At 58.9% G+C, this 17,313-nt stretch carries 13 protein-coding genes; all 13 read right to left on the bottom strand.

Annotation, left to right across the window (positions count from 1 at the left end):
• Nucleotides 1-4: 4 nt before the first annotated feature.
• The 13 genes from J2Y86_RS03735 to J2Y86_RS03675 all read right to left on the bottom strand — a co-directional run bounded on the left by J2Y86_RS03735 (nucleotide 5) and on the right by J2Y86_RS03675 (nucleotide 17,281).
• Nucleotides 5-1,573, bottom strand: a complete 1,569-nt coding sequence (locus tag J2Y86_RS03735) for a hypothetical protein (RefSeq protein WP_253428231.1) — start codon at nucleotides 1,571-1,573, stop codon at nucleotides 5-7.
• Nucleotides 1,570-3,861 carry a type VI secretion system Vgr family protein gene (gene tssI / locus J2Y86_RS03730; RefSeq protein WP_253428230.1) on the bottom strand — a complete coding sequence of 764 codons (2,292 nt, stop codon included), beginning with the start codon at nucleotides 3,859-3,861 and terminating at the stop codon, nucleotides 1,570-1,572. Before tssI ends, J2Y86_RS03735 begins: the two co-directional genes overlap by 4 nt.
• Nucleotides 3,862-4,122: 261 nt before the next feature.
• Complete coding sequence (locus J2Y86_RS03725) at nucleotides 4,123-5,067, bottom strand: carbohydrate kinase family protein (RefSeq protein ID WP_253428229.1); 945 nt, start codon at nucleotides 5,065-5,067, stop codon at nucleotides 4,123-4,125.
• 13 nt (nucleotides 5,068-5,080) lie between these two features.
• Nucleotides 5,081-6,577, bottom strand: a complete 1,497-nt coding sequence (gene xylB / locus J2Y86_RS03720) for a xylulokinase (RefSeq protein ID WP_253428228.1) — start codon at nucleotides 6,575-6,577, stop codon at nucleotides 5,081-5,083.
• A 150-nt stretch (nucleotides 6,578-6,727) separates the two neighbouring features.
• Nucleotides 6,728-8,200, bottom strand: coding sequence for a mannitol dehydrogenase family protein (locus J2Y86_RS03715; protein ID WP_253428227.1), 1,473 nt, complete (start codon nucleotides 8,198-8,200; stop codon nucleotides 6,728-6,730).
• 16 nt (nucleotides 8,201-8,216) lie between these two features.
• Entirely contained in the window at nucleotides 8,217-9,320 is a 1,104-nt protein-coding gene (locus tag J2Y86_RS03710; RefSeq protein ID WP_253428226.1) for an ABC transporter ATP-binding protein, read from the bottom strand.
• A gap of 169 nt (nucleotides 9,321-9,489) precedes the next feature.
• The gene (locus J2Y86_RS03705; RefSeq protein WP_007936731.1) at nucleotides 9,490-10,320 is read right to left on the bottom strand and encodes a carbohydrate ABC transporter permease; all 831 of its coding nucleotides are present in this window, start codon (nucleotides 10,318-10,320) and stop codon (nucleotides 9,490-9,492) included.
• Between the two features lie 10 nt (nucleotides 10,321-10,330).
• The gene (locus J2Y86_RS03700) at nucleotides 10,331-11,257 is read right to left on the bottom strand and encodes a carbohydrate ABC transporter permease (protein ID WP_084321634.1); all 927 of its coding nucleotides are present in this window, start codon (nucleotides 11,255-11,257) and stop codon (nucleotides 10,331-10,333) included.
• Nucleotides 11,258-11,412: 155 nt separating this feature from the next.
• Entirely contained in the window at nucleotides 11,413-12,723 is a 1,311-nt protein-coding gene (locus tag J2Y86_RS03695; RefSeq protein WP_253428225.1) for an ABC transporter substrate-binding protein, read from the bottom strand.
• A gap of 338 nt (nucleotides 12,724-13,061) precedes the next feature.
• The gene (locus J2Y86_RS03690) at nucleotides 13,062-13,967 is read right to left on the bottom strand and encodes an AraC family transcriptional regulator (RefSeq protein WP_214383234.1); all 906 of its coding nucleotides are present in this window, start codon (nucleotides 13,965-13,967) and stop codon (nucleotides 13,062-13,064) included.
• An 82-nt stretch (nucleotides 13,968-14,049) separates the two neighbouring features.
• Complete coding sequence (locus J2Y86_RS03685; protein ID WP_253428224.1) at nucleotides 14,050-14,937, bottom strand: phospholipase; 888 nt, start codon at nucleotides 14,935-14,937, stop codon at nucleotides 14,050-14,052.
• Nucleotides 14,938-15,047: 110 nt separating this feature from the next.
• The gene (locus J2Y86_RS03680; protein ID WP_253428223.1) at nucleotides 15,048-15,929 is read right to left on the bottom strand and encodes a phospholipase; all 882 of its coding nucleotides are present in this window, start codon (nucleotides 15,927-15,929) and stop codon (nucleotides 15,048-15,050) included.
• Nucleotides 15,930-15,979: 50 nt separating this feature from the next.
• Nucleotides 15,980-17,281, bottom strand: coding sequence for a glycosyltransferase (locus J2Y86_RS03675; RefSeq protein WP_253428222.1), 1,302 nt, complete (start codon nucleotides 17,279-17,281; stop codon nucleotides 15,980-15,982).
• Nucleotides 17,282-17,313 lie beyond the last annotated feature (32 nt).

The following is a 17,313-nucleotide window of genomic DNA, read 5'->3' as shown; positions in this document are numbered from 1 at the left end:
GCTGTCATGCCTCAATCTTTAGGGTGTCCAATGCACCATATTTTTTGGTCAGGGATTTTTTGCGCTTGTTTACAAACGCTTTAACCTCTGCCTCATTGTAATGAAACGCTTTGTGAGCGTGGTGTTCGCTTTCATTTGCATTTTTTAATCTGGCCTCAGCATGCTCTTTAGGGCTGGAGCTGGGGTGGTAGAGTGGGGAATAAAATAAATGACGACTATAAGAAGTTTCTACTTGGGCGGCGAGTATTCGATTGCCGACGGCTTTTTGAAGATTAAACAGTATCCATTCCACGCTCATCTGTACGAGAACGTCTTTGGGTTTGGTGGTCCTGATTTTTGAGTTTTTGGAGGGCTGTTTTTTTGATCTGCCGGTGTTCTTGGCGCTCGGGCTTTTTTTCTCACTGGCATCTTGCTCGTTTTCGATGGGTTCAAGCAGCGTACTTGGATCGCCCAATCCTGAGACACCTAGCTTCGAGGCAACTCCAGGCTTACGCGTATTGTTCGGCTTACGCATAAATTTCGGCGCATCTTCATCTTTGCTCGCCTTCGCCTCAATAATGGCAAATTTTTCGCCGCCATTATTGGCCGGGTTCGCTCGCCAAACCGCATCTATCCCCGTTCCGTTAGCGCCATCAGATAGTTTGTAGAGAACGTGCTTCGCCTTAGGACTCCCACCCGCAGAAAGCTTCCCCGATTTACTCGCACTCGGCACACCCTCCAGCCACTTCCCATCCGCGCCCTTATCGTGGCCATCCCAATCCTTACCCCAACCAAACTCCACCGCGCAGATGTAGTCGGCAATATGCTCCCCACTAACCCCCAGTCCTTCATTCAAAATATTGGCAGGCGCCTGAAGGCCAACTTTGGAAGCTTCAACCTGGTTGGAATGGGTGCCGCTCGCACCCTCGGTTCCTTTCGCCGCAACGGCGGAGTCTTTATTGGCAGGCTTTTCCGCTTTTTTCGGGTGGCTTGACCCGGAGGAGGCCGCAGAACTATTGCGTTGCATCCCTTTCCACTTAACCAACCGCTTCTCAACAATCCCCACCATGGCCGGCATGTTGTCGCGGGAGGCGGCGAGGACGGTGACAACTGACGTTTTTGCCCAGTTTGGAAGGCTCTGGAAAGTGGATGAGCCTTTTACACCGGTGATGATCTCATCAAGCTCGGCGCGCAGTTTTCCTGCATCGAATATCTGTTTGAGCAGTTCTTCCGGGCTGGTTTTAACTCCGCACTCTTGCAGTACGAAGCGAAGCAGGTCGAACAGCACCGGGGCGTAGCGTTGCGGGTCTTTGTTGACGATTCGCAAGCTCTTCTTCAGGCCGTCACCCGGTCCAGGCACCCAACCGATGACGGCCATCAACAGGTCAAATTGTGCATCTTCCTTGCCATCCGTCGACTCTGCGTTGTAGAGGACGATGGAGGATTCGATGGTGTCGTAGGCGTCGATGGCTTGGCCCAGAAAGGGCACGGCGCCGAGCGCGATGCCTTTGGTCAATTCAACCGCTGCCTCTTGATAGGCGGCGCTACGGTCTTCGCCTCCGTCGTTTGCGCTCTCAGCTACTGCCTCGCTCATGTCAGCCTCCCTGCGGCTTTCTCCACCAATGCTTGTAAATCAACCTGGTCCGGGTCCAGACCGAGCTTGCGTAAATCTTCGTTAACCTTTTCGTCCGAGTTCTGCACCACCGTTACGCTTTCACGGTTGAACGGCCTTGGATCCTCGCCGTAGTAAACCTTGGCCGGTCCTTTCGGGACGTCCTCCAACCGGGCGAAGCCGTCGTCATCCAGCACGCCTTCACGCGTGGACCCGTCTGCAAAGTCAACGCGATACGACGCACCCGGCACCGGCTCAAGGTTGTCGTAATGCAGGTTCAATTCCAGCCAGGTCGGATTGGCCTTGGCTTGTTTCATCAGCTGCCCGGCGATATCGGCAGCGGCGAGTCCCGGAATAAGCGGAGCAAGGATTCCAATCCCGGTTCCCGCCCCCGGCGCACCGCCCGAGTTGGCCTTCACCTCAGCACCACTAATGGTCACGCCACCCGCATCAACCTTGACGAAACTCCCTCCAGCCTTCGCCGTCAGCTCCATCCCGCCTTCAACCACCACTTTGTTACCCGCGTGGTAGTGAATCTCCTCACCAGCTTCAACAAACTGCGCCGTCCCGACTTTGACGTGCTGAGTCACGCCCACCGTGAGGTGATCATCCGCCCGCGCTTCGGTCTTGCGATCCAGGTGCGTAATCCGGTGCTCTTCCACCTTGAACTCGCTGAAAACCTTCGCCTCAACCGTGTCATGCCGTTCGTTGCCGATGCGGATTTTCTGGTCGTGCTCGATGTTTTCGTCCCAATCGCGCTGGGCGTGCAGGTAGATCTGTTCCGCGCCTTTTTTGTCTTCGATGCGAAATTCGTTGTAACCCTTGCCGCCCGGCGAGCTGAGGGTTTTGAAGGTGCTGCGGGTCTTGTTGGCCGGCAGGTCGTAGGGGACGACATTTTCCTTGTGGTACAGGCAACCGGTGATCAGCGGTTGGTCGGGGTCGCCTTCGAGGAAGGTGACGAGCACTTCCATGCCGACGCGCGGGATGGCAATGCCGCCGTAGGCGCTGCCGGCCCAGCCGGTGGCGACGCGCAGCCAGCAACTGGTCTTGTCGTCGGCCTGGCCGTCGCGGTCCCAGTGGAATTGCACTTTGACGCGGCCGTACTCGTCGCAATGGATTTCTTCACCCGGCGGGCCGGTGACGATGGCGGTCTGGCCGCCGAGAACTTGCGGTTTCGGGTGCTCGAGGGCAGGGCGGTAGTGCGCGTCCCACGGCGTGGCGAGGAAGCGGTTGCGGTAGCCCTGATGGAAATCGTCTTTGTTCTGGGTGACGTCGCTGGTGACGTTTTCGCCGAGCACTTGCGGTTGCTTGCCTTCGTGGACCACTTCCAGCAGCAGCCAGAGGTCGTTCCATTCGGCGCGCGGGTGTTCGCTCAGGGCCATGAAGTGGCCGCTGAGCAGTGTCGGTTGATCGCCTTTGCCTTCCGCGAGTTTGTAGTCGCTACGGTGGCGCTCAAGCGCGCGGGTTGCCAATTGCTTGCCGCGGGCACGGTCGGTGAAGCGGCCTGGGTAGTCGTAGTCTTCCAGGTCCGGAGCGAATGCACTGGAAGCGGTGCCTTCCGGGAGGATGCGTGGTTTTTCGAAATCGTAGTCGCGGCAGCTGACGCGGGTGGTGCGGGTTTCCAGGCGCAGGTTGAAGCGCTTGATCACCGGTTTCTCTGCGGCCATGCCTGAGTCTTGCTGATAGGCCACGGGCGCCAGTTTGCGGAATACCGTCTGGTCGTCGCCGAACACCAGTTTGTGGCCGCTGCTGCTGTGCTGGAAATGGAAGTGAATGCCTTCTTCCTCGCACAGGCGCTGGATGAAATGCAGGTCGGATTCGTCGTACTGCACGCAGTAGACGCGCTCCGGGTAAATTGCGCCGAGCTGAAAGCTGTAGGCGTCGGCGAGGATGCCGCGGGCCTCGAGCACCTGAGCGATGATCTTCGGCACCGTCAAATGCTGGAAGATCTGCTGGTCATGGTTATGCCGCAGATACGCCAGTTGCGGCACCAGGCTGATGCTGTATCGGGTCAGGCTTTTGCCGGAGTCGCCTTGCTCGATGCGATAGACCAGCCCGTGAATGATGCCTTCGCCAGTGGCGCCGAACGTCAGGCTGCCACGCTTGTGCAGCAACTCTTCGAGTTTCAGATCGGGGCGGGTGCTGACCAGTTCGATGTCAAAACAGAAGGGCTGATTGAGGGCTTCGCGACCGACGAAACTGAGTACCTGAAGGTCAACGGAAACGCCTTCCAGCGTGAGGGAAATATGGGTTGCGTTTGCGTCCAGCATGCCTTGAGTTCCGTCCTTTGGATAAGCAGATGCGGATGGTGCAGGATTAAACCTGCTGGTTCAAGGCGCAAATGCCGTAGGCGGTGAGGCAGGGCGGTATCGGGGAAACCCTTAATGGCGCGGTTTCATTGAGACTGGCGGTGTGAATTAGAGCGCTTTCGCGAGCAAGCCCGCTCCCTCATTTGATGTCGGCGAACACGAAATCCGTGGTCGCTGAGATCAAATGTGGGAGCGGGCTTGCTCGCGAAGAGGCCATCAGTTTCAGCGAAGATCCAACTGCTGCCGATACGGCAAATCCGGCCCGGTCTTGCTGCACGTCAGCGCCGCTGCCTGCACCGCAAACCTCAACATCCCGTCGATCTGCTCGCGGGCCAGCGATTGCACGCCTTCCACCGAATCCAGCTGCTGCTCGGTCAGCCAGGTAATCAGCGCCGCCTGAAAGGTATCGCCAGCCCCCACGGTGTCGGCAATCTTCACCGAACAGGCCGGCACCGACCACGAACCATGAGCACGGCTGAACACCGTCGCACCCTCGCCACCACGGGTCAAAAACACCAACTGACAGCGATGCTGCAACCAGCCTTCAATCACGCGCTGCGGATCCTGCTCGGGATACAACAGGCTCAAGTCCTCGTCGCTGACTTTGATCAGGTCGGCCAGCTCGACCAACGTGGCCACCCGCGAACGCCAGAGTTCGATGTTCGGTTCAGGATTGAGCCGCACGTTGGGATCAAGGCTGATCAGGCGTTTGCCGCTTTCCCGTTGCACCAAGGCCAGCAACGTGTCGGCGATTGGCTGTACCACCAGCGAGAACGAGCCGATGTGCAAGCCGCGCACTTCCGCGCCGAGTGGCGGCAGATGTTCCGGTTTCAACTGCCGGTCCGCGCAGCCTTCGCCACGGAAGCTGTAATGCGGCGAGCCGTTGGCGCCGACCGCGACCATCGCCAGCGTGGTCGGTGCGGCGAAGTCCACCAGGTAATCCGGACGCACGCCTTCATCCTGCAGCACTTGCTGCAAACGTCGGCCAAGGTAGTCGGTCGACAGCCCGGCAAACAGCGCGGCATCTACGCCCAGGCGGCGTAAACCGACCGCGACATTGAACGGTGAGCCACCGGCAATCGCCTTGAAATTCACTTTTGAAGCCAGGCCGCTGGCGTCGTCTTCACTGAAGAAATCGAACAGCGCTTCGCCACACACCAAGTACATAGTTGCTCACTCTTTAAAGGGTTGCGACATGCTGTTGATAGCGTTCATAGGCCTGCTGACAGGCCGCCACGTTTGCCGCGATCGGCAAGGTTTCACTGGCGAGGTCGAGCTTCACGCAACGCTCGCACAGGTCCGCCAGGCTGTCTTCGTGGCCGTTTGCCCAGGACTTGCACCACGCGGCCTGAATCGCCGCACCGAGGGCGGCGGCTTCGCTTTGTTCGGTGCAGATCACCGGGGTGTTCATGATGTCGGCGACGATCTGCCGCCACACCGGGCTTTTCGAGCCGCCGCCAATCAGACAGATGCGCAGGCTTTGTAAGCCATTCTGGCGCAGCAGGTCCAGTCCGTAACGCAAACCGAAGGTCGTGCCTTCGACCACGGCGCGGCACAGGTTGGCTTGCGTCAGGTTAGTCATGGTCAAGCCCAGCAGGCTGCCGGTGGCGTGGGGCAGGGCGGGGACGCGTTCGCCGTTGAGGAACGGCAGCATGCATACGCCTTCGGCACCGATCGGGGCTTGCGCGACGAGGTCGTTGAACCGTTCGATATCCAGCTCGAACAAATCGCGAATCACCCCGGTGGCGTTGGTCAGGTTCATGGTGCAAATCAACGGCAACCAGCCACCGCTGGAGGCGCAGAACGTCGCGACCGAGGCGTCCGGGCTGACGTTCGGTTGCTCGGCGTAGGCGTAAACCGTGCCCGAGGAACCGAGGCTCATGGTGATCGCGCCGGGCCGGATGTTGCCGGTGCCGATGGCGCCCATCATGTTGTCGCCGCCACCGCTGGACACCAGCGCCTTGGGGTTGATGCCCAGGTGCTCGGCGATGCCTGGCAGGATCGTGCCGACCGCTTGGTGGGCATCGATCAGCTCCGGCAGCGCGGCTTGCAAGCGCCCGCTGGGGTCGATGTCGCGCAATAGCTGCAAATCCCACTGGCGGGTGCGCACATTGAAATAACCGGTGCCCGAGGCGTCGCCGTACTCGCTGCAACTGCGGCCGGTGAGCCAGTGGTTGAGGTAGTCGTGGGGCAACAGAATGCGTGCGATCCGGGAAAAAACCTCCGGGTGCTGTTCTTTGGTCCAGAGCAACTTTGACACCGTATAGCCTGGTGCGATGACCACGCCGAGACGCTCCAGCGAACCTTTTTCACCTCCGAGATGGGCGAGCAGGCGGTCGTTTTCCGCCGTGGTTTCGGTGTCGCACCAGAGCTTCGCGGGGCGCAGCACCTGGCTTTGATCATCGAGCAGGACCAGGCCGTGTTGCTGGCCGGAGACGCCGATGCCGAGGATCTGTTGGCCGTCGACGTTGGCCGCGATCAAGGCACGGCGAGTCGCCGAAGTGAACGCTTCAAGCCATTGCGATGTGTCTTGCTCGCGGCGGCCGTTGGCGCCGCTGATCAACGTGTGCGCGGCGGCGCCCTGGCCGAGGACCTGACCGCTGGCCGCATCGAGGACGATGGCCTTTGTGCCTTGGGTGCCGCAGTCGATGCCGAGGAATAATTGTGGGTTTGCCATGAGTGGTCCTTGGGGTGTCAGGTAGATCTCGGGTGAAGCCGTTCGCGGGCAAGCCTCGCTCCTACGGAGTTGATGTCGATCAGAAGGCTTGCGACATCCCTGTAGGGGCGAGGCTTGCCCGCGATGACGGCAGTAGTTCTACCACCGTCCTTAAGCCAGCAACCGCTCCAACGTCCGCGTCACACCCACATCCCGCAAACTGTTGCAGCACCACTCAAACGCCGCCACAAATTCCGGCGAACGCGGAATCGCTGTGCCAAAAATCTCCTCGACCCCCAGCAACCGCTGGGTGATCAACGCATCATCGGCCACCAGCGCCTGGCAAAACGCGGCGCGCGGATCGGGAATCGAGTAGGTCTCGCCATTCTCATCCACCCCCTTCAAATACAGCGCCCAGGCCGCCACCACCAGCGCCGCGCGTTTGGTCTCCTGACGATCGGCAATCAACCGATTGATCGTTGGCACGGTGAACTTCGGAAACTTCGATGAACCGTCCGAACACACACGCTCCAGCTGATCGGCAATCGCCTGATTGGAGAAACGCTCCACCAGCGTGTTCTTGTACTCGGCCAGGTCGATCCCGGGAACGGACGACAGTTGCGGTGTCACGTCCAGGTCCATGTAGGCGCGCATGTAGCGCACGAACAGTGGATCGTTCATGGTCTCGTGAACGAAGCGATATCCCTTCAGGAACCCGAGATACGTCAGTGCCAGATGACTGCCATTGAGCAGTTTGATCTTCATTTCTTCGTACGGCGTCACGTCGTCGGTGAATTGCACGCCGACCTTTTCCCAGGCCGGGCGACCGTTGACGAACTTGTCTTCCAGCACCCACTGCACAAACGGTTCACAGACCACCGGCCAGGCATCGTCGACGGCATGTTTGTCGTGCAGTTGCAGCTTGTGTTCGGTGCTGGTCATCGGCGTGATGCGGTCGACCATGGCATTCGGAAAGCTCACGTTCCCGGCGATCCAGTCGCGCAAGTCCGCATCGCGCAACGCGGCGAAGGCCAACAGCGCTTTGCGAGTCACGGCGCCGTTGTGCGGCAGGTTATCGCAGGACATCAAGGTGAATGCCGGGGTGCCGGCGGCGCGGCGTTTGGCCAAGGCGGCGCAGAGGAAGCCGAACACGGTTCTCGGCGAATCCGGGTGCGCCAGGTCGTGCTGGATCTGCGGCAGGTGCGCCATGAACTCGCCGTTGCTGTCGTCGATGCAGTAGCCGCCTTCGGTGATGGTCAGCGAGACGATGCGAATCTCCGGGCTGGCGAGTTTGTCGATCAACGCTTGCGCGCCGTCCTCGGCCAGCAGCATGTCGCGGATCGCGCCGATGACCCGGACTTCGGTGTCGTCGGTGTCGCCCAGCTCGAACAGGGTGAACAGGTAATCCTGTTCCTTCAGATCGTCCCGGGCACGACGGTCTTCGGCGCGCAGGCCGACGCCGCAAATCGCCCAGTCCAGGCCTTCGCCCATATTCATCAAGGCGTCGGTGTAATACGCCTGATGGGCGCGGTGGAAACCACCGACGCCGATGTGCGCGATGCCTTGGCGGGTGTCGCTCAGGGCGTAGGCGGGCAGGACCACCTCGGGAGCGAGGTGGTGCAGGTTGTGTTTATTCAGTTTCATCACAGGCTCTCTGAAATCAGGCCGCAGCGCGCAACGGGCGGGTCAGCGCCACGCCGTCGGCATCGAATAAATGGCAGTGTTCGGCGTCCAGATGCAGGCTCAGGGTTTCGCCATAACGGCTGGCCAGGTCGCCGCGAACGCGCATGGTCAGCGCTTCACCGGACGAGGTCAGCACGTGGCAGAAGGTGTCGCTGCCCAGGCGTTCGCTGACGTCGGCGGTGACTTGCAAGGTGCAGTCGCCGGTTTGCGCCAGTTCCAGATGTTCCGGGCGAATGCCCAGGGTCACTGCGCCGCCGACGCTCAGGTTTGCGCCGGTCAACGGCAAGGTGATGCGGGTGCCGGCATCGAGCGCCACTTCGCAGCTTTGGCTGTCGACACGGGTAACCTTGCCCTTGAGGAACCCCATTTTCGGCGTGCCGAGAAAGCCGGCGACGAACAGGTTGGCCGGTTGGTGATAGAGGTCCAGCGGCGAGCCGACCTGCTCGATCTTGCCGCCATTGAGCACGACGACTTTGTCGGCCATGGTCATGGCTTCCACCTGGTCGTGGGTCACGTAGATCATCGTCGCTTGCAGCTCCTTGTGCAGGCGCAGCAGTTCCAGGCGCATCTGAACGCGCAGGGCGGCGTCAAGGTTCGACAGCGGTTCGTCGAACAGGAAGATTTTCGGGTTGCGCACGATGGCGCGGCCGATGGCGACGCGTTGACGCTGGCCGCCCGACAGTTGTTTCGGTTTGCGCTCCAGCATCGGCCCGAGTTCGAGGATGCGTGCCGCTTCGCCGACTTTTTTCTCGACTTCGGCTTTGGGTACGCCGGCCAGATCGAGGGCGAACGACATGTTTTTGCGCACGCTCATGTGCGGGTACAGAGCATAGGTCTGGAACACCATCGCCAGGTCGCGCTTGGCCGGGCTGACTTCGGTGATGTCACGGCCATCGAGTTCGATGGTGCCGTCGCTGACTTCTTCCAGGCCGGCGATCAGCCGCAGCAGTGTGGATTTACCGCAGCCCGACGGGCCGACGAAGACCACGAATTCCTTGTCGTTCACTTCCAGGTCGATGCCCTTGATGATGGAAAAGCCTTCGAAGCCTTTTTGCAGATTCTTGATTTTCAGGTTGGCCATGGTGATGGGCCTCCGCTTGATGTTATTCGTTTACGTCGGACGGGCTTTTTGTGTAGGAGCCAGGCTTGCCGGCGAAGGCGATCTCAAGGGCGCCTTCGCCGGCAAACCTGGCTCCTACAAAGATCGTGTCCGGCGGACGTTACGGTGATTCGCGTTGGGTGGGCGATCCTCATTTCACGGCACCAAACGACAGGCCGCGGACCAGTTGTTTCTGGCTGATCCAGCCGAAGATCAGGATCGGCGCGCAGGCCAGCGTGGACACCGCCGACAACTTGGCCCAGAACAGACCTTCGGGACTTGAGTACGAAGCAATCAGCGCGGTCAGTGGCGCGGCTTTCGACGAGGTCAGGTTCAACGACCAGAACGCCTCGTTCCAGCACAGGATCAACGACAGCAACACCGTCGACGCCAGCCCGCCCTTGGCGATCGGCAGCAGCACCCGGACCATTTCCTGCCACAACGTGGCGCCGTCGAGGCGTGCGGCTTCGAGGATGTCTTTGGGGATGTCCTTGAAGTAGGTGTAAATCATCCAGACCACGATCGGCAGGTTGATCAGCGTGTAGATCACGATCAGCGCGATCCGCGTGTCGAGCAGGCCAAAGCTCTTGGCCAGCAGGTAGATCGGCATCAGCACGCCCACCGGCGGCAGCATCTTGGTGGAGAGCATCCACAGCAGCGTGCCTTTGGTGCGCTGGGTTTCGTAGAACGCCATCGAGTAGGCTGCCGGCACCGCGATCAGCAGGCACAGGGCCGTGGCGCTGAACGAAATCACCACCGAGTTCCAGGCGAAACTGAAGTAATCGCTGCGCTCGTTGATGTGCAGGTAGTTCTCCAGCGTCGGCGTGAAGATGAACTGCGGCGGCGTGGCGAACGCGTCGATTTCGGTTTTGAAACTGGTCAGCACCATCCAGAAGATCGGGAAGAAGATCAGGATCGCGATGGCCCAGGCCAGCGTGCCCAGCAGCAGGCTTTGCAGACGACGGGATTGTTGAAGGGTCATGGCGCAGGCCTCAGGCTTTGTCTGTCAGGTTTTTGCCGATCATCCGCACCAGCACGATGGCCGCGATGTTGGCGATCACCACCGCAATCAAACCGCCGGCGGACGCCATGCCGACGTCGAACTGCACCAGCGCCTGGTTGTAGATCAGGTAGGCGAGGTTGGTCGAGGCGTAGCCGGGGCCACCGTTGGTGGTGGTGAAGATTTCGGCGAATACCGAGAGCAGAAAGATGGTTTCGATCATCACCACCACGGCGATGGGACGCGCCAGGTGCGGCAGGGTCAGGTGCCAGAAAATCGCGATTGGCCCGGCACCGTCGAGGCGCGCGGCCTCTTTCTGTTCCTGGTCGAGGGACTGCATGGCGGTCATCAGGATCAGGATCGCGAACGGCAGCCATTGCCACGAGACAATGATGATGATCGACAGCAGCGGGTAGTGGGCCAGCCAGTCCACCGGTTGCGCGCCGAAGAGTTTCCAGACGTAGGCGAGAATCCCCGACACCGGGTGGAAAATCAGGTTCTTCCAGATCAGCGCACCGACGGTGGGCATGATGAAGAACGGCGAGATCAACATCACCCGCACGATGCCGCGACCGAGAAACTCACTGGCCTCCAGCAGCGCACTGATCAACACCCCGAACACCACGCTGATCAGCAACACGCTGCCCACCAGCAACAAGGTGTTGGTGGCGCCCGGCATGAACCCGGAGTCGGTCAGGAAATAGGTGAAGTTCTCCAGGCCGACGAACTCGTTTTCACCGGGGTTGAGCAGGTTGTAGCGGATCATCGAGAAGTACAGCGTCATGCCCAGCGGCACGATCATCCACAGCAGCAACAGCGCCACCGAGGGGCTGACCAGAAACCAGCCGGGATTGGCCAGCCGGCTTTTACGCACCGGTTGGGGAATGTCCATGTGAGCTTTGGCAGTTGAAATATTCATGGCGATCAGAACCGAGTCATACAGACCTGAGAAGATCCCATGTGGGAGCGGGCTTGCTCGCGAAAGCAATGTATCAGTCAACATTGATGTTGAGGCTGCCGGCCCCTTCGCGAGCAAGCCCGCTCCCACATAAGGCGAGAGCGGGAAGGCAAGGGTTACTTTGGATAACCCGCGCGCTTCATCTCACGTTCGGTGGTTTGCTGGGCGGCAGCCAAGGCCTGATCGACCGTGGTCTGACCGATCAGCGCCGCCGAGAACGACTTGCCAACCTGAGTCCCAATGCCCTGGAACTCGGGAATGGTCACCAGCTGAATGCCGATGTAAGGCACGGGTTTGAGCGTCGGTTTGCTCGGGTCCGCCGCTTTCAGCGATTCCAGAGTCACCTTGGCGAACGGTGCAGCGCTCATGTAGGCATCGCTGTAGGTCGAAGCCCGAGTGCCTGGCGGCACGTTGGCGATGCCGTCCTTTTCTGCGACCAGCGCGCCGTACTCCTTGGACGTCGCCCAGGCGCTGAAGGTTTTCGCCGCCTCCTTGGCCTTGGAACTGGTGGGAATGGCCAGCGCCCAGGAATAGAGCCAGGCCGAGCCTTTGTCGGTGGTCTGATGCGGCGCGTAGGTGAAACCGACGTGCTCGCTGACCTTGCTCTGGGTCTTGTCGGTGACGAACGAACCGGCGACGCTGGCATCGACCCAGATCGCGCATTTGCCGCTGTTGAACAGCGCCAGGTTTTCGTTGAAACCGTTGCTCGACGCACCCGGCGGACCGGATTTCTTCATGGTGTCGACGTAGAAGTTCAGCGCGTTTTTCCACTCGGGACCGGTGAATTCCGGCTGCCACTTCTCATCGAACCAGCGTGCACCATAGGCGTTGGCGACCGTGGTGATCAGCGCCATGTTCTCGCCCCAGCCGGCCTTGCCGCGCAGGCAGATGCCGTACTGTTCCTTGTCTTTGTTGGTGAGTTTGCTGGCGAACTCGCCGATCTGTTCCCAGGTCGGGCGCTCGGGCATGGTCAGCCCGGCTTCCTTGAACAGGTCGGTGCGGTAGTAGGTGATGGAGCTTTCGGCGTAGAACGGCAGGGCGTACAGCGAGCCCTTGACCGACAGGCCTTCGCGCACCGACGGGAACACGTCATCGAGCGCATAAGACGCAGGCAAATCCTTCATCGGCTCGAGCCAGCCCTTGCCGCCCCAGAGTGCAGCTTCGTACATGCCGATGGTCAACACATCGAACTGTCCGCCCTGGGTGGCGATGTCAGTGGTCAGGCGTTGGCGCAGGACGTTTTCTTCGAGCACCACCCAATTGAGCTTGATGTCCGGGTGCTCGGCTTCGAAGGTTTTCGAAAGCTTTTGCATGCGGATCATGTCGCTGTTGTTGACGGTGGCGATGGTCAGGGTCTGAGCGCCGAGACTGACGCTGCTGAGGGTCATGCAGGTGAGGGCAAGCAGAGCTTTTACCGAAGGTTGCATCGTGCACTCCTTTTCTGCACCCGGCGGGGACAGAAGGACAGTTATTGTTTTTGTGTCTTCCCGTGGGGGAAGAATGTGCACTGATTACAGCCTTCAATTGAAGATGAGACAAATCATCCATCGCACTTGAATCGATACTATTTTGCACTGGTGTTTGGAACGGTGAACGAAGGGAAGGGCTTTTCAGCGTTAAGGCGCTATCGGATACGTACAGGTTTAAGTCGCAACACGAACCCTGTGGGAGCGGGCTTGCTCGCGAAGGCGGCGTGTCAGACGCCATTTTTGCAAACTGACACGCCGCCTTCGCGAGCAAGCCCGCTCCCACATTTTGATCGTGTTTACCCTAGGTTTTGTTCAGTCAACCGCTGCACCGCCAGCCGCCGGTAATGCGAAGGGGTCATGCCTTTCAATTGCTGAAAACGCCGGTTGAAATTGGAAATATTGTTGAAGCCGGACTCGAAACACACATCGGTCACCGGTTTATCGCCATCGGCCAGCAGTTCGCAGGACTTGCTGATGCGCAGCCGGTTGACGAACTCGATGAAGCAGCGCCCGGTGGCTTGCTTGAACACACGGCTGAAGTACGTCGGCTTCATGCCCAGGTGCTCGGCGACTTCCTCCAGCGGCAGTTCACGGGCGTAGTGGGCAAAGATGTAATCCACCGCCCGGTTGGTGCGATCGATGTTGTGTTCGTCCGCCAGTTGCGGCGTCGTGGCACCGGACAGCAATTGGTAGTCGTCGGAGGCGGCGAGCAGCTCAAGCAGAATGAAAAAGTGCCCGAGCCGGGTCACGCCCTTAGTGTCGGCAATGCGCTGCATCAAGGTCATGGCCTGGCGAATGGTGCGTTTGCAGCGGAACTCGATGCCGTACTGCGCACGCTCCAGCAAGGGGGCGAGGGTCTTGAGTTCGGCGAATACCTGATGGCCACTTTCGAACAACTCATCGGTGAAATTGACCAGCATGTCGCGCTTGGGCACCACTTCGTCCTCGGCCACCTGGCTGATCCAGTTATGGGGCAGGTTGGGGCCGGTCAGGAACAGGGTTTCCGGATAGAAGTTGCCAATGTAGTCGCCAATGAACACCTTGCCGGAGCTGGCGACGATCAGGTGCAGTTCGTATTCCTTGTGGAAATGCCAGCGTACCAAGGGGCACGGGAAACCGTGCTGGCGATAGATGATCGACAACCCGTTATGGTCGTCCATCAGTTCGTAGGAAGGATCGGTGACTCTGGCAGTCCGGGTCATATCAGGGCGCTTTTTTTGTTATTGCGCCCTGATCATGCCTCTTTCCGGGCCGGCAATGCCAGCCCGGGGCATATTGAACGTGTTAGGCGCCGATGGGTCGGTGCAACGCGCTGCCATAAACCGCTTTCATGCTCGTGGCGCTCCAGCAGTAACGCACGATGTCTGACTCATCGAAAAAGTCGGTACTGATGATGCTGCAACGCGTCACCCAGTCGCGAGTTGGATTGAACCAGTCGTTGATCTGGCTTTTGATGTCCTGCGGGCCGCCCAGAAACCCGTAGCTGGTGGCGGACAACGACCAGAGAAAGGTCGAGAAAGGCGCGTGTTTCAGCGTGCTGGAAATGTGCCGTTCCAGCTCCGTTGCATCAGTGAAGGCTTCGCCGCTCCATTTGTGGGGGATGCGTGGCCAGAAGTAATCATCGTCCAGTCCTTGCACGACCTGCGCCGCGAGTACCAATCTGCGGCGTGAACTGACTCTTTTGAGCTCGCCCACCGTTTTCGTGGCATCGGAGGGTGGAATGATCCGGTGGCCGAGGCGCCTCACCAGCAGGTCATTGAGTTTTTTTGCGTCGAAAGGCTTCTGACCATCCCCAAGCTGGTGAAAATCGAAAACGATGAACTCGTCCGGGTTTCGATCAAGGAAGGCCGACACGGCATCGATCAACTCATCGATGACGCGATGGGACTGGTAGCCATTATGGTGGAAATAGAAAATGGATTGGTCGTATCCCGCGGTATAGCCGAGGCGGATATCAAATGCCCGCGCGCCGTTTTCCAACTGCCAGGCAAACGAATCGTTTTGACAGGTGGTCCAGTTGCCGATCACTACCTCATAGTTGGGCGCTTTTTTGTCCATGCCGCTGTTATGTGTACCGGGCCAGACAATATCTGTCAGTTTTATTCGGTCGATGTCGAGGGAATTAGCCATCCATCTTTGTTTGTCGAAAGTTGCTTGTGTAGAACGTGTCATGTTTACTCCTGTAATTGCTTCGTGCCGTCCGTGGTACGAAGTGCATCATTATAAAAACCGAGCATAGACGGTCGTTTCGGCATTGCCAGTGCCGGAAACATTCGCACAAATTAATGATTGTTGGCTTTGATCAGATTGGCAGTGCGGCAATGACGAACCAGATTCGACGTTTCAAAAAAGTCAGCGTTGATGATGTTGCTGTTCAGAACCCAGTCACTGAGTGCAGGATCGAACCATCGATCTAGATGTTCGCGAATATTTACCGGCCCCTCGGCGACATTGTAACTGGTCGCGGAGAGCGACCACGGCAAGGACCCGCCAGGCGGGAACTTCATGACCTTGGTGATATGAACGTTCAGTTCGCTGACACTGGCGGTCCCGATGCCGCTCCACTCGTGCTCGATGTATTCACAGAAGTAGGTCGAATCGAGCTCCGTGTGATTCTCGGCGGCCACCATCACTCGCCGGGCATGGCTGGCCTGTTTCAATTGACCGAGGGTCAGGAATACGTGTGTGGAAGGAATCAGCCGGTTACCGAGATGCGTCAGCAGCAGCCTGTTGAACTCTTTATAGTCAAAGCGCTGGTTGCCCGGATTCAACTGGTGAAAATCCAGGATGATGAACTCGTCGGGATTTTCATCCAGAAACCGGATGACGCTCATGATCAGGCTTTCCAGCGACCTGGAGGAACGGAAACCGTTATGCTGAAACCAGAAAGTACCGACGCCATCGCCGCCAACCGCATACTCCAGCCTTAAATCGAGCGCCCGTGCGCCGTGGGTCAGCTGGTAATAAAAGGAGTTGTTCTGGCAGGCGGCCCAGTGACTGATGCCCAGCGCCGTATAAGAAGCTTTCTTGTCGACGCCGGCATTATGCGCGCCGGGTAATACCAACTCTGCGAGCGATAGCGAATCAATGATGGGGATGTCGGACATCCAGTTATTGGGGTTAAAGTTTCTGGTGATATATGGGTTGTTGAGAGCGTGCTTCATTGTGCGTCCTTGCACCGTTAATAAATCGTTAGTTGGAGCGAGTTTAACGATTAGTTGTGTTCCTTAAAGCGGTTTTTCGATTCAATCCATTGCGACATGTATTGAGTGCTCTTGTGCTGGTGATGGCGCAACATGCTGCCGGTAAAGTTGTCCCTTCTTAGTGACGCCAGGTGCCGTCGGCAATACTCGAGTTTTGCAATCAAGGCCGGGCCGTGTGTTTGCAGTTGATAACGATCGGCCAGTAACGCCAGACCGACAGCCTGAGCGTGAGTCCATTGCGCCTGGTCTTTATAAAGTTGCACGGCGCAATCGGCGAACTCGCGCGCCGTGCGGGTCACCGCGCCAGGCCAGGGGCTCTCGCCGTGCATGGCTTCAGCGCCGACAGGGGTGGTGACGTTCGGCGTACCGCAGATCATCGCATCGACGATCTTGCCTTTGATCCCCGCACCGAAACGCAACGGTGCCAGACACACCCGCGCCGCCGACATCACTTGCAACGCATCTTCCGCCCAGTTCATCACATGGAAACCCTGGGCCGCATTGTGCAAGGCCGTTGCTTTTGGCGGCGTATAGGCCCCGTAGATGTGCAATTGAGCCGTGGGTAACTGCTCGCGAATCAACGGCCAGATCGTGGTTTTCAGCCAGAGCACCGCATCCCAGTTGGGCGCATGGCGGAAGTTGCCGATATGGATAAAGTGCGATCGATCTTCAAACGGTACAGGCGTGCTGTCAGGTCGATCGACCATCAAAGGGCACCAATGCAACAGGTTGCGCGGAACGTTGAACTGTTCGACCAGGAGTTCGATTTCCACTTCGGAAATCATCAGGTTCAAATCACAGCGATACAGCGCCGCGATCTCGCGTTTGGCCAGGTCGGTGTCGGCCATCAGTTCGAATTCTTCACGCAAGGCCGGCGCGAACAGATCGCTGAAGTCATTGGCATCGTCACTGGCCTTCAGGCGATCCTTGAGCCGTTGATGCCGGGCATGCCGCAGGCTTTGCAAGTCCTGGGTGCCCAGCACGCGCAAGGCATCGGGGCAGTGCTTTTCGACGCGCCAGCCGAATTGTTCTTCCATCATGAATTGTTCGAACAGCACGATATCCGGTGCCAGCTCGCTGACGAATGTGTCGAAGCTGCTGTTGTTCAGCTCGATCGGCACTTCACGGATACCCAGCACCGTCAGGTCTTCCTGATGTTCGCCAGCTCCGGCCGGGCTGCTGAATGTCACGTCCCAGCCTTGTTGCAGGAAAGTCCCGAGCAGTTGCATCACATACCCACCGGCGGCTGAAGACCGAGGCTCGGGCCAGACGTAACCGATGACCAGGACTTTGGTTGCGCGGGGTTGATTCATGCGGGGAGATTTCCTTGAAGCGGGGCAGGGGA

The organism is Pseudomonas migulae (assembly GCF_024169315.1).
GTDB classification, from domain to species: Bacteria; Pseudomonadota; Gammaproteobacteria; order Pseudomonadales; family Pseudomonadaceae; genus Aquipseudomonas; species Aquipseudomonas migulae_B.
The sequence above is the reverse complement of the archived record's forward strand: the minus strand, read 5'-3'. Positions and strand labels throughout refer to the sequence as shown.